Origin of the sequence: Tropicimonas sp. IMCC34011 (genome assembly GCF_003390865.1) — a bacterium.
Taxonomy (GTDB): domain Bacteria; phylum Pseudomonadota; class Alphaproteobacteria; order Rhodobacterales; family Rhodobacteraceae; genus Tropicimonas_B.
In genome coordinates, this window is sequence record NZ_QMEJ01000002.1 from 1 (window position 1) to 13,419 (window position 13,419).

Annotated in this window: 12 protein-coding genes; 4 read left to right on the forward strand and 8 right to left on the reverse strand. The window is 61.4% G+C overall.

Translation table 11 applies throughout. The annotated features are described in order from the left end of the window. Positions 1 to 401, reverse strand: a 401-nt coding sequence (locus DQG15_RS06385; protein ID WP_116084671.1) for an alpha/beta fold hydrolase, incomplete at its 3' end; no start/stop codon positions are given. Between the two features lie 337 nt (positions 402 to 738). Between DQG15_RS06385 and DQG15_RS06390 the strand changes: the two genes are divergently transcribed. Further along, complete coding sequence (locus DQG15_RS06390; protein WP_232830744.1) at positions 739 to 1,299, forward strand: adenylate kinase; 561 nt, start codon at positions 739 to 741, stop codon at positions 1,297 to 1,299. 108 nt (positions 1,300 to 1,407) lie between these two features. Here DQG15_RS06390 and DQG15_RS06395 read toward each other — a convergent pair whose 3' ends face one another. Next, positions 1,408 to 1,860 carry a GNAT family N-acetyltransferase gene (locus DQG15_RS06395; RefSeq protein WP_116083794.1) on the reverse strand — a complete coding sequence of 151 codons (453 nt, stop codon included), beginning with the start codon at positions 1,858 to 1,860 and terminating at the stop codon, positions 1,408 to 1,410. A gap of 1,031 nt (positions 1,861 to 2,891) precedes the next feature. On the opposite strand from DQG15_RS06395, the gene DQG15_RS06400 reads away from it, so the two are divergent. After that, a complete protein-coding gene (locus DQG15_RS06400) occupies positions 2,892 to 3,305 on the forward strand; it encodes an ester cyclase (protein WP_116083795.1) in 414 nt (137 codons plus the stop codon). A 175-nt stretch (positions 3,306 to 3,480) separates the two neighbouring features. Beyond that, on the forward strand, positions 3,481 to 4,248 hold the full coding sequence (locus tag DQG15_RS18140) for a hypothetical protein (RefSeq protein WP_157968924.1): 768 nt from the start codon (positions 3,481 to 3,483) through the stop codon (positions 4,246 to 4,248). Positions 4,249 to 4,436: 188 nt separating this feature from the next. Here the strand turns inward: DQG15_RS18140 and DQG15_RS06405 are convergent, their stop codons facing one another. Next, positions 4,437 to 5,387, reverse strand: coding sequence for a hypothetical protein (locus DQG15_RS06405; RefSeq protein WP_232830745.1), 951 nt, complete (start codon positions 5,385 to 5,387; stop codon positions 4,437 to 4,439). Positions 5,388 to 5,812: 425 nt separating this feature from the next. Between DQG15_RS06405 and DQG15_RS06410 the strand changes: the two genes are divergently transcribed. Continuing rightward, entirely contained in the window at positions 5,813 to 7,066 is a 1,254-nt protein-coding gene (locus DQG15_RS06410; RefSeq protein WP_157968926.1) for a hypothetical protein, read from the forward strand. A gap of 650 nt (positions 7,067 to 7,716) precedes the next feature. Here DQG15_RS06410 and DQG15_RS06415 read toward each other — a convergent pair. Genes DQG15_RS06415 through DQG15_RS06435 form a run of 5 tightly spaced genes read right to left on the reverse strand, consistent with a single transcriptional unit; the run spans position 7,717 to position 13,403 of the window. Then, entirely contained in the window at positions 7,717 to 8,658 is a 942-nt protein-coding gene (locus DQG15_RS06415) for an ABC transporter substrate-binding protein (RefSeq protein WP_116084672.1), read from the reverse strand. A 41-nt stretch (positions 8,659 to 8,699) separates the two neighbouring features. Next, complete coding sequence (locus DQG15_RS06420) at positions 8,700 to 9,650, reverse strand: ABC transporter permease (RefSeq protein WP_116083800.1); 951 nt, start codon at positions 9,648 to 9,650, stop codon at positions 8,700 to 8,702. A gap of 47 nt (positions 9,651 to 9,697) precedes the next feature. Continuing rightward, on the reverse strand, positions 9,698 to 11,209 hold the full coding sequence (locus DQG15_RS06425) for a sugar ABC transporter ATP-binding protein (protein ID WP_116083801.1): 1,512 nt from the start codon (positions 11,207 to 11,209) through the stop codon (positions 9,698 to 9,700). Continuing rightward, the gene (locus DQG15_RS06430) at positions 11,206 to 12,348 is read right to left on the reverse strand and encodes a Gfo/Idh/MocA family protein (RefSeq protein WP_116083803.1); all 1,143 of its coding nucleotides are present in this window, start codon (positions 12,346 to 12,348) and stop codon (positions 11,206 to 11,208) included. The genes DQG15_RS06425 and DQG15_RS06430 overlap by 4 nt, the downstream gene beginning before the upstream one ends. Beyond that, positions 12,345 to 13,403, reverse strand: coding sequence for a sugar phosphate isomerase/epimerase (locus tag DQG15_RS06435; protein WP_116083805.1), 1,059 nt, complete (start codon positions 13,401 to 13,403; stop codon positions 12,345 to 12,347). The genes DQG15_RS06430 and DQG15_RS06435 overlap by 4 nt, the downstream gene beginning before the upstream one ends. Between the last annotated feature and the right edge of the window lie 16 nt (positions 13,404 to 13,419).

The window sequence follows — 13,419 nt, forward strand, 5'->3', positions numbered from 1 at the left end:
TCGTATATCGGCACCCCGTCCATGATGGCCAAGCCAGCCACGGCGTCGGGGAAATCCATCGCGAGGCGGAAGGCCCGGTAAGAGCCGCGATCGTGACCGGCAACGCCGAACCTGTCGAAGCCCAGCACGTCCATTGCCGCATGCAGCGCCATCGCCTTGGCGCGTCCGGAGGAACCTTCCACGGTTTCGGGTTGATAGCTTTTGCCGAAGCCAGGCAGGTCCGCGCAGACGACCGTGAACCGATCTCTCAGAAGGGGCGCGACCTGCCACCACGTCGTGTGGGTTCTCGGATGGCCGTGTAGAAGGAGAAGGGGAAAACCGGAACCGATGACGCGTACACAGATGGAGCCGTACGGGGTTTCCAGATGCTTGGCCTCGACGCCTTGGAAGAATTCGCTCATCAGTCGAACCTTTGCTTCGTTCTAAATGGTGCTTGTATACGAACGCTCTGCCCACGGAACCGTCAGCGGGAAATCGGAAATGGCCGAGAACGGCTCGACGCCAGCATGCGGCGCTGCCGCGTGCTGGAAGCCCAAGTGAGTGGGTCTGCGTGGCAGAGGCGGCCCAAAGCGGACGTCCGTCACCCTGCTCGGCCCATGGCGCTTCCGGCCCAGAGCGGACCTTCAGCCCTGGATCAGAATGCCGCAGCGCAGCCCGTCCAAGCTGTCGTTCGCCGCGCCTGCAAACCCTAACGGGGTAGCAAGGCCTGTAGAGCGGATGAAGCGGACATTGTAGAATGTGACGCGCACCGCTATTGCCCCCATGGTTTTGAATGCTCACGGCGGGACTGACGTGCCAAGAATATACCTGATCGGAGCATCATGCTCGGGCGTCTCAACGCTTGGCGCGACACTTTCCGCGCAGATGGGCGTTCCACTGCTGGACGTAGACGACTTCTATTGGATGCCAACAGATCCACCATTCACGACAAAGCACCTGCCAGAAGATCGGGTCCGCTTGATCCAAAAGCGGCAATCCCAGACGGACGGCTGGGTTCTGTCAGGCTCCTTTATGGGTTGGGGGGACATCCTGATTGAGAATGTTGAGATCATCGCCTTCCTATATACACCTACCGCGATACGGCTGCGACGTCTGGAGAGCCGAGAAGCACAAAGACATGGTGATCGTATCCTGCCGGGCGGCGACATGTATGAGGGCCATCTGGCATTCCGTGATTGGGCGTCTCGCTATGATGACTCCTCGTTCACAGGACGCAATCTCGAGCAGCATGAACGCTGGCTCAAATCACAAGCCGCTCCGGTTCTGAGGCTGCCGGCACACAGTCCGCTGAAGTGTTAGCTGATACCGTTGCGACCGCGTTGGAACGGCTCTGAAAGGCCACAAAGGGGTCGCCCCCTATCTTCGCGATAGGTGGTCTGGCAGGGAATAGCCCTGCCAGACCTGGTCTCAGATCTTGATGCGGAGTGCCGCATTTGGGAACGGGACCCCGAAGTCATCGACCGCGCGCCGGGAAACCTCCTGAAATCCGAGCGTCCTGTAAAAGCGGACGGCTCGCTCATTCTCAGTATAGACCTCAAGGGACAGTTCGCCCTTCCGGGTCAAGGCATCGGCGATAAGGGTCCGCCCGATACCGTGACCTTGCCAGCCCGGCGCGATGAATATGCCGCCGATGAAACACCCCAGAAGGCTGATGAAGCCAACAGCTTCTCCGCCAAGGCAGGCCACGAAAGTCTCCGCCTTCGGCAGATACGCCTCCTCGATCAGCTTGCGCTGTTCAGTCAGCCTTTCTTCACCAATGAAGGGGTGCGCCTCCAGCGAGGCTTCGAACCAGATGGTCGACAGTATTTTCAGATCCGTTGCCGCGTCAAAGGGCCGGATCACCACATTTACGTTCTTCAAGAGAACTCCACGGAAATCATGCAAAAAGGTTCGGCATCCATGTGCCGAGCGATGCCGCTACATGCGGGTCAATCGAAGCCTCTGTGCATAAATCTCCGTCTGGTGCGGGCCGAGCATAAGCCGCCCCGCCACCACTTTCAATGACAGCAGAGCGCTCGAAGCCGAATTGCTTCAGCACGGTGACCGCCTCACCCAGGTGAGGCGGTCATATGGCGAGGACGGCCCAGAGCCGCCGTTCGCAGGCGTCGAGCACTGCCGCAACGCAGCATGAGTACCGGCCATTCGTGCCCTCGCAGCATTCAATGCCCTCTGAAGGTCAGCAGAGCGGACGAAGCGCCGAATTGAGGATGCTTGAACGGGCGTAGCTTACAAAACCGCGTCCGAAATCCCATATGTAGTTAATCAGCGCGACATTCTTCGCTATAAAAGGCATCCCTCAATGACCATGTTTTCCATGAAGCCAAAGTTCAACCTTGCCGAATTCCTTGCGGTACCCGCCCCCGTGGGTGCGGCCAGATCCCGTGGCGCCCGACGCCGCGGACCGCAGTTCCAGCGCGATGCGGCATCGGAAGATACAACCATGCCCAAGCCGGATGAAGATCCCAGCTCGACAGAGAAATGAACCGCGCCGGATCTGCCGGCAACTGTATTCAGGCCAGAGCCGCATGACGGCAGTCGCTCCGGTTGCGACCATTGCAGCGAGCCTACGATCAGCCTCCGTGCGATCACCTGCTCGGTCTACCTCCGCCGCACCCCGGCCCAAAGCGGACGTCCGTCACCCTGCTCGGCCCATGGCGCTTCCGGCCCGTAGCTGACAATCGACAGGTCCGGCTGCTCAGGGCGCTCCCGGCCCTTAGCAGCCGTTGGCTGTGGCTTAGAGTGCTGCAGTGCGGCTTCCCCAAAGCAGTCGTTCGTCGATACTGCAGCATTTGAGTTCATGAGTTGACCGCTGAGCGGGCGAAGCGGGCATGCCATTGCTGCGCAATCTGCGCTACTCGAGATAGAATAAGCAGGTATTACGAGGTGAGCCGATGCAGCGGGAGGAAATTATAGATGCCTACCGGGAATACATTGCCTGCTTGAACGCCCAAGACTGGAGCAACCTCCAGCGCCATGTTGCGGACAACGTCGAATATAACGGGAGGACCATTGGGTTTGACGGCTACCGCGACATGCTAGTCGAGGATTTCCGAGCCATCCCCGATCTTTCGTTCAATATTGCCTTTCTTGTCTGCGACCCGCCCATGATCGCAAGCAGGCTTTCATTCGACTGCACACCGATGGGCCAGCTCTTCGGCATGCCTGTGAACAAAAAACGTGTCCGCTTCGCCGAGAACGTATTCTATGAGTTTCGTAACGGCAGGATACGGATCGTCTGGTCTGTTATCGACAAGGCAAGCGTCGCGGCCCAAATCTCAAATTATGCTGGGCAGTATGGGCTCTAAGCGATCATGCGGCACCGCGGCGGGATTCCTGCCGTTTAGGTGTGCCCGTCGTCGCTCGCGGCCCAGACCGGACGTTCGACGCATGTGTCGGCGACCGTCGCTCCCGGCCCGAAGCAGACCTCCAGAGGGAGGCCCGGTGCCAACCGCTTCCGGCCGTTAACTGCCGCTCACCAAGATGACCGGCGTTGCAGCGCAGATTCACCAGACCGGCCATTCGTGCATCGCGCTGCATTTTTCAAGCGTCAAGGTCGGCAAGCCTACGGCAGTGCAGCACTCGGTTTGTGACCTGGACCGTATGATGCGCAAACAAACAGTGAGCATAGGCGTCTGGCTGAGTAGATTGCGCGGGCGTCATGAAGATGATAGCCAGATAATCCCAATCTGTTATTCAATATGTAAAAGCAGGTCGATTCGAGTGCCGATGTCATATCTCAAATTTGTGGAATCCAGCCTTCTGAGGGTAGCGGTCTTAGTCTGCGTTCTCTGTCTGCCTTCAAACCCTGCTTTTGCCTGCATTCCTATCAACGAGCCTTTGGGACTTTCGATGTGTGTCGCGGGCACGTCATGGGAGCTGCGCGAAGGCGATGGAGATGATTTCCTCTTTTACAATGCCGTAGATGAATACGCTGGTAGCGTCAGGGTCTTTGAAGGGGGCACAAACGACGGACTGGAAAGCGAACGCGCTGCACGTATCATTGTGAGGTCCGACAGTCAGGAAACTCGAGATTTTACTCTCCTGAAAGCGGGAAAGGTTCCAAGCGGCAACTTCGTCTACGCAGCGCGCGGATCATTGAATGGTCGAACCAACATCTATGTAAATACGGTTTCTGTGGGCCCAACAGAAACGCTACGCATTACCACGTGGCGCATAGGTGAAGCGCTCTCTGATAGAGATCGTGAGCTGCATGCCGCCTTTGGAAAGTTGCTGTCCACCGGGCCGTAATAGCAGCGGATTTGGCCGCCAGCGTAGCCTTTGCATCAATGGCTGGAGAAGGTTCTGTTTGGCCCAACGCTCAGACAGACGACTGGCTTCGTCGAGAGCCTTCTGCGCCTGATGGGTTGGACTGGTAGGTGCCAGACTACAGCACCCTTCGCTGCAGCCCGGCCTTGAATTCTGTCTGCTTCGGCATCTCAGGCTTGCCTTTCTGCGACCGTGAACCGATCCACATAGGCTTTTGCCTGCCGGAGCCGTTCCTCGTCTTTTATGCTGTACCCCGGTGCGGATCGCGCACGCATGTTCCAGTCGCTCATGGCGGGTTCAAGGAAGGCAAAGACGGCCTGGTAGGCACTGATGTCTTCATTCAGGTTAAGATCGCCCCAAATCGGTGCGGGCCCGGCGGTGACGGTCGTAAAAAATCCTCTGTCATCAATTATCAGGTCCGGCCCAAGTGCCTCTGCGGTTACAGCCAGTCGGTCGCGGTAAGCGCCGCCGATATAGGTTCGCCAACCGACGTCGGGCAGGCCGGGGACATAGTCGAACGGGTCCGCCTCGCCAATTGCCCGGACCTTTGCGGCGCGCTTCTGTTCAAGCCGGCGCATGGTCACGAAGGATTGGTCGTGACGGACCAGAGGCGAGAAGGGCACTGGGTCCATCATCAATGCGCAGCGATAGCGTCGATGGGCCGGCGGGACAAAGCTGGCATAGTTTACGCCAAGCGGGCGCGGGGCAAAGCCGTAGCCCATATAACCGGCAAGGACCGGCACCCCCTCGAGAGCAGCATCAACTTGGGCCATCAGGTCCAGCGCTCCCTCCGCCTGCCATGGCAGCTCAATCCGGATCTCGGCCATTGGCAGAGGCGCATGCGCAAGGGCCAGCATTGGGTGGCCCGGGTGTCCCTCCGCGTCCGTGCCAGTCAGGTAGAGATAGCGGTGATCTGGCAGCCCGGTAGCGACGGCTCGGGATATCTCAGTCCGCCCTGCCTTGTCCGCGCGGGACAGTTTCAGCGACTTGGACCCTGTCGGCCGGACCATCGCATAAAAGGCCTGTGTTTTGCCTAAATGGTCGATGAATGCCTCGGCGGCCCGCGCGGAGGCCGTGCGGACTGGCGCATCGGCAAAGGTCCCGGTAATCCACAAGTGCAACCGCAGGACTGGCCTCGCGATCGGTGGGCCGTCTTTATGGCAGCTTTCGGAGTATAGCGGTTCCAATCTATATTCCCCGAGTATGGTGTCGCACCGAGCAGAGGTTGCCTGACGAGACCAGAGGGTCAAGTGTTGGACGCTCCAAGTGTCGCCTGCGGTCATTGCGCCATTCGCTCCGCCGCCATCCCGGCGCTCTTTTCGAACTGAGGACCACAAACGGATCATACCGCTTCTGTCGCGGCAGGGTGACCGGCGCTAGATCACAGGCCTGAACCTGTGGAAAAGCACTTACGCTGTCGTATGGGAGACACTGTATTGGGTCGAGTGGTTCAGAAAGCGTCGCCTTCTTCATAAAATCGCGAATACCCCATCAGCCGAGGCAAATGTGAAGGTCTATGAACATGCGACGATTTCGATAATGTCGCGTGAAACCGATCATCTGTCTCAAGGAAAACCGGGACGGTTCAGACCGGCTGAATAACAGCGTATGGCAAGGACGCGACACTGCTGTGATACGTATTGAACACGCAAGTTGCGTGCGCTTGATCGCGCAAATAGGCGGTGCGCTTATGAACAGGACATCGACCGGCTCACAGAGGAGTCCGCGCCGTATCTGGCTGTTCGGCATTGTCCTCGTTGCGTTGGCTGCATGTCGGCCAGGTGACCAGGAATGCACCAACACACCTCAGACACGGATCTATTTCGACCTGCCAGAAGATGAGCAGACGATGGACAAGGTTTTGTCCAATATGGTCCGGTGCCTCGATGAGACCTCTGCCACCGGCCGGGCCTCTGCAGTCGCGGGCGACGAGGATGCGCAAATGCAGACCGTGCTCAAAGCCCTCTATACCGATGCCGCCCCCGACGTGGCCGCCTTACGGGAAATGGGCGAGCGGCTTGATCAGGTAATGCGTACGCCGCAGGGCGTCTCGCCACCGGTGACCACGCTGCTGAATGAGGCCGTGCGGCAGCAGAACATCCGCTGGACCCGGGCGCTGCTGGAGGCCGGGGCCGACCCGAACGCATCAGGCAGTGTCATGGCCTACTCGGCGGTGCAGATATTCCACCCCGGATCGCCGTCGCTGCACATATTCAACGACGGGTCGCCTGCAACGGTGTTCCTGCGGGCCTATATCGACCATGGCGGACTGGTGAATATCGCGGGCGGCGGCGGGACCGGCAACTTACCTTTGCTCAGTGCCACAACGTCAAATCTGGCGGCCCGGGTCTTTCTGTTGAAGAATGGGGCCGACCCTTGGTACACGTCGCACTCCCCCAGTCGACTTCGCTTCCCGACCTCGGCCTTGGGCGCGCTGATCTGGGGGGCCAGAGCGCCTGATTACGCGGAGCAGATCGCAATATTGGCAGAAATGGGTTTGCTGCGCCCACCTGATCAACCGCTCTATCACGAGATCATTCAGGAGACCCTGCGGGGTCATCTCGAACGCTACGGGGAGGCCAGCGGCGCCACTGAACGACACAAGCTCTGGCAGGTGCAACAGGCGGTGCGTGCCCTGATCGATGCTGACGTTGTCAGACCGAACCCGGCGATCCTCGACCTACTGGACCGTCATGCCGTGCCCGATCCCGAAGGCGGCTGGATCCTCCGCGAAGGCGCGCTCTGGCAGCGGCATGACGACCCGCACGTGGGCTCGTTGCTCGGAACGAACATCCACTGAGTCGGAGTGGAAGATTCCGACAACTGCTCCTCGGCAGTCGCTATCCGAGATTGCTTTTTGCTCTACACGGATTTTTTGCACAAATACGCTGAATGAACGCTATGGTATTGGCGATGCCACGCTGATCGCGTCCCACTGGAGGCGTGGGGAGCTGGTCTTTGACGCCGAAAGAAACCGTGGATTTCTGCCGGCAGCACAAGTCGGCTCGCGTCCCATGACCGACTTTTGCTTTGACCGTCCTCTGGACACTGTTTCCAGTATCTCACAGGGCACGCAAACGGGCAGTATCCGCGAGAACGCGCAGTATGCAGTGTTACTCAGCGTTTGGTTAGCCCTTCAACTGGTTGTGGCTGGTATAATAGCGATGCCAAAGGCACTCTTGCGGGAATGCCTCGGCGGAGGGTAGCGATAGCCGTCAACCCTCAGAGCATTCGCCCGCTTGCGGTCGATAGCTCCCGATAGACTTACGGCGCTCCAATAGCATGTACTGTTGCAGCCCAAGACTAAGCGCACTTTGGCACTGAGTGCAGCGAAGGCCCGGTATCCGCCCCTCTTGTCGATCGAGCCAGCCCTTGTCTTTGTTCCCGCGAGGCGAACGCGCCCGCTTTGCGAAGAAAGCGGGCGCGCATCTTTTAACGATGTCGAACGGATCAGAACGGGCTGTCGGGGTAGTAGTACTGCTCGGCATTCTCGGGCGTGATCAGGACCGAGCCGATGGTGAAGGTGCCCGAGACTGGCGCGTTCGACACCATGCCGACCGCGGTCATCTCGATGGCCGTCGCGATCATAGCCGGCGGATAGGTGACGTCGGCGGGGATCATCTCGTCGCCGTCAATAACGCGCTTGACCATCTCCTTCATGCCCGCGCCGCCGAGAACGAATTGAATGTCGTCGCGTCCGGCGGCTTCGATGGCGGCGAGAACGCCGACGGCCATGTCATCGTCCGAAGCCCAGACCGCGTCGATCTGGTCGTGCTTCTGCAGGAAATCCTGCATCACGTTGAAGCTGTCGTCGCGGTTCCAGTTGCCGTGTTCCATGTCGAGGATGTTGATGCCGGACCCTTCGATGGCCGACTCAAACCCCTCGACACGCTCGTTGTCGATCGTTGTCGGAATACCGCGGAGCACGACGATGTCGCCGCCGTCCGGCATCTGGCTGACCATGTACTGCCCCGAGACGCGGCCGAAGCCGGGATTGTCACCCGCGACGTAGAGATCCTCGATACCGTCCTGGCTGAGACCGCGATCCACAACCGTCACCCAAACGCCGCTCTCGGCGACGGACTGGATCGGCGGGGTGAGCGGGTCGCTCTCGAACGGCAGCACGACCAGGGCGTCGATGCCGCGAGTGGCGACCATGTCCTCGATATCGTTGACCTGCGCGCCCGCATCGGAGGCCGCCGTCAGCACGAAATCGAGCTGCGGATACGCGTCTTCGAGGCGTTCGACGGTCTGTTGCGCGTGGAAGTTCATTCCGCCAGCCCAGCCATGCGTCGCGGCCGGGATCGACACGCCGATCACGGTCGTATCGTCTTGTGCCCAGGCCGCGCCCGACAGCGCCAGAATGGTACAGCTCATTAGCGTCGTCTTCATGTATGACATCTCGGTTCCTCCCAGTTGATCGGCCGGGCGTTTCAGCCCTTGGCCTTGGCCTCTCGCTGCAGAATGACGGCGAGAATGATGATGACGCCCTGGATCGCGCCGTTGAGATAGGGCGACACCAGGTCGGTCAGGTTCAGGATGTTGTCGATGAGGCTCAGGATCAGCACGCCGATGACGGTGCCCCACACCCGACCGAACCCGCCCTTGAGCACTGTGCCGCCGATGATGACCGCGGCGATGGCTTCCAACTCCCACAGAAGACCGGTCGAGGCCGAGGCGGATCCCAGGCGCGGGACATACATGATGGTCGCGATCCCGACGAGCAGGCCGAGCATCGCGTAAGTCAGCAGCCGCGTCCGGTTGACGTCGACATTCGAGTAATGCGCAACCGCCTCGTTGGAGCCGATCGCCGCGCAATGCCGCCCGAAGCGCGCGCGGCTCATGAGCACCTCTCCGATGAGGACGACGAGCGCGAACACGATGATCGGCCAGGAGATGCCGAGGATGCCTTCGAAATAGACCGGGCGGTAGAAGGTGCGCAGGCCAAAATCGAGCGACAGGGTTCCGCCGTCCGCGAGCCATGTGACGAGGCTCCGATAGATGCCCATCGTCCCCAGCGTGACGATGAAGGCTTCGATCCCGACGGTCGTGATGAGAAAGCCGTTCAGCATCCCGGCGAGAATACCCGCGACCACCGCCACCAGCATGCCGAGAAGGATGATCGGAACTCCGACGCCGAGCGACGGCAGTGCCGCGTTCATCACCAAGATCATCAGTCCGGCGATGAAGGCCGCCATCGATCCGACCGAGAGGTCCAGACCGCCCGCGGTGATGACGAAGGTCATTCCCACGGCGATGATGCCGATGAAGGCGGACCGCGCGAGCACGTTGGTGATGTTCGCCGCACCGAGGAAATTCGAGTTCATCATCGCGCCGATCGCGACAAGCACGACCAACGCGAGGATTGGCCCGAGCACGCTCATCGAGGGGAGGCTGCGCAAGGCGTGAGTATTTGTCGTCTCAGAAGTCATCAGGCCACCCGCCCCTCTTCATTCGCACCGAGTCCGACCGCGAGCCGCACGATCCTGTCCTCGGTCATCTCGGTTTTCGTCAGCATCCCGGCGACTTCGCCCGTGCGCATGACCATGACGCGGTCGGCAAGGCCGATGACTTCCTGCATCTCGGACGAGATCATGACGACGCCGTGCCCTCGGTCGGCCAGGCCGCGAAGGAAGGTGTAGATCTGCTGCTTGGTGCCGATATCGATGCCGCGTGTCGGCTCGTCCGCAATCAGGATCAAAGGCTCGGACTGCATAATCTTGGCCAGAAGCAGCTTCTGCTGGTTCCCGCCCGAGAGGTTGCCGACCGCCATGTTCCGCTGGCCCGCCCGGATGTTGAACTCTTCTATGGCCGCATCAAGGGCGCGGTCCTCGGCCGCCCGGTCGATCATCAAGCCGCCGAAGCGATCGAGAGCCTGCAAGGTCAGATTGACCCGCATGGACTTGTCGAGCAGCAGACCGCGCAGCTTGCGGTCCTCGGTCAGATAGCAGAGCCCGTGTTCGAGCGCGTCCCTCGGCCGCGTGATCGAGACGGCGCGCCCGGCAATCTCGACGCAGCCTGCGCTCGCGGCGCGCAGGCCGCAGAGACCCTCGAAGGCTTCGGTCCGGCCGGCCCCGATGAGACCGGAGACACCAAGGATCTCTCCGCGGCGAAGCTCGAAGGAAACACCACGCGCATGGCCCGGCACGGTAAGGTTCTCGACCTTGAGCATCACCTCGCCCGGTTCGCCCGTCTTCAAAGGATAGAGGTCCGAGACATCGCGCCCGACCATCGCGGTCGCCATCCCGTCCTCGCTGACCCCTGCGGCCCGGCCGTCATGCACGACCGCCCCATCCCGCAGGATCGTGACATGATCCGCGATCGCGGAGACCTCGCCGAGCTTGTGCGAGGTGAAAAGGACGGCTGTTCCCTGCCCCGTCATGCGGCGCACCTGGTCAAACAGGATCTCAGTCTCGGATCCGGTCAGCACGGCGGTGGGCTCATCCATGATGAGAACGCGGGCATCGCGGCTCAGAGCCTTGGCGATCTCGACCATCTGCTTGTCTGAGTTCGACAGCTCCGACACCTTCGCATCGGGATGCACACGGCAATTCACCCGACCCAGATAGTCGCGCGCCAGTTGCCGCATCCGGCGCTTGTCTAGAAACGGGCCGCGCCGCAGCTCGCGCCCGAGAAATATGTTCTGCTCCACGGTGAGCTGCTCGGCGAGATTGAACTCCTGATGGATCATCACGATCCCAGCTTCCTCGCCGTCGTGCAGGGACCCAAAGGTGACCTCTTCGCCATCCAGCAGGATCCGGCCCGCGCTCGCCGGCTGATAGCCTGCGAGTATCTTCATCGTGGTGGACTTGCCCGCACCGTTCTCGCCGATCAGTGCGAGCACCTCGCCCGCGCGAAGATCCAAGCTGACGCCATGCAGCACCTCGACCGGGCCGAAGCTCTTGCGCACGTCGCGCAGGCAGAGGACCGGCTCAGCCGTCATATCGTGACCCAGGCCGCGTCATCCCGCGAGGATGTCACGCAGGCGCGGATGAACGCCATGCCGTCGAGCCCTGCCGAAAGGCCCGGCAGTTTGCCCATGAGCGCCGAGCGCGGTTGGCCGCCTTGCGCGGCGCGGATGGCCTCGGCGGCCTCGGTGTAGAGCGTGGCGAAGGCCTCGAGGTAGCCTTCGGGATGTCCCGCCGGAATGCGGCTGACCGAATTGGCTGCCTCGGTCGCGCCCGCGCCGTTCCGGGTGATCCGGCGCGTCGGCTCGCCATGCGGCGTGTACCAGAGGTAATTGGGCTCTTCCTGCGCCCATTCGAGGCCGCCTACCTCGCCGAAGATCCGAAGGCGCAGACCGTTCTCGCATCCGGGTGCAACCTGACTGCACCAGAGCATGCCGCGCGCGCCGCTCGCATAGCGCAGCATGACATGCGCGTTGTCATCGAGCGCGCGACCCGCGCCGAAACTGTGCAGATCGGCCGCAAGTCGGTCCGGCACCTGGCCAGTTACGAAGGCCGCGAGATTGAAGGCATGCGTGCCGATATCGCCGATGGCGCCGCCCGCGCCGGAGCGGGCAGGATCGGTCCGCCATTCGGCCTGCTTGACGCCCTGGCTCTCCACGTCGTCGGTCATCCAGTCCTGCGGATACTCGACCTGGACCAGCCGGAGCGTGCCGATCGCACCGCCCGCAACCATGTCCTGCGCCTGCCGCACCATCGGGTAGCCGGTGTAATTGTGCGTCAGGATGAACAGCGCATCGCTCGCCGCGACCGCCTTTTCCATCGCCTCCGCGTCTTCGTGGGTCGCAGTCAGCGGCTTGTCACAGATCACATGGATGCCACGCTCGAGAAACGGCTTGGCGGCTGCGAAATGAACGTGGTTCGGGGTGACGATGCTGACCGCCTCGATGCCGTCCTCGCGGGCGGCCTCGGCCTCGGCCATCTCTTCGAAGGAGCCGTAGGAGCGGGCCGGATCGAGCCCGAGCGCCTCGCCGCTCGCCTTCGCCCGCTGGGGCGTGGAACTCAGCGCCCCTGCCACGAGATCGTAGTGTCCGTCGATGCGGCTGGCGATCCGGTGAACCCCGCCGATGAAGGCGTCCGAGCCGCCGCCAACCATGCCAAGTCTGATCCGTCTCATGTGTCCAACCCCAGCATCTTGCGGTTTGTGGCTTCGTCGATGTCGCCGCTCGCGAAATCGTCGAAGGCATGCGGCGTCACGCGGATGATGTGATCGCGGACGAATTGCGCACCCTCGCGCGCGCCGTCCTCTGGATGCTTGAGCGCACATTCCCATTCGACGACGGCCCAGCCGTCGAAATCCATGGCCGCGAGCTTCGAGAAGATCGCGCCGAAATCGACTTGGCCGTCACCGGGGCTGCGGAAGCGGCCCGCGCGATTCACCCAGGGCTGGTAGCCACCGTAAACGCCCTGCCGCCCAGTCGGATTGAACTCCGCATCCTTGACGTGGAACATCTTGATGCGCTCGGCATAAAGGTCGAGATTATCAAGATAATCAAGGCATTGCAGGACGTAGTGAGACGGGTCGTAGAGCATGTTGCACCGCGCGTGCCCGTCCAGGCGTTCGAGGAACATTTCGAAGGTGACGCCGTCGTGCAGATCCTCCATCGGGTGGATCTCGTAGCAGACGTCGACACCACATTCCTCGGCATGATCGAGGATCGGACGCCAGCGCGCGGCCAGTTCGTCGAAAGCGGTGTCGACAAGGCCCTGCGGCCGCTGCGGGAAGGGATAGACGAAGGGCCAGACGAGCCCGCCCGAGAAAGTGACATGCTGGCCGATGCCGAGCTTTTGCGATGCGGACAGCGCCGTCCTGATGCGTTCGCTCGCCCATTCCTGTCGGGCCGCGGGCTTGCCCTGCACCTCGGGCGGCGCGAAGCCATCGACCCAGGCGTCATAGGCGGGATGCACGGCCACGAGCTGACCAAGGATATGCGTGGACAGATCGGTGATCTCGACCCCGTTGTCGCGCGCCGTCCCGACCCATTCGTCGCGATACGTGTCGGATGTGGCGAGTTGGTCGAGATCGACGAGGCGCGCGTCCCAGACCGGGACCTGCACGCCCTTGTAGCCGACCTCCGCGGCCCACCGCGTGATACCGTCCCATGAATTGAATGGCGCCTCGTCGCCGGCGAATTGCGCCAGGAACAGGCCAGGGCCCTTGATCGTCTTCATATGTCCTCCCTTTCCG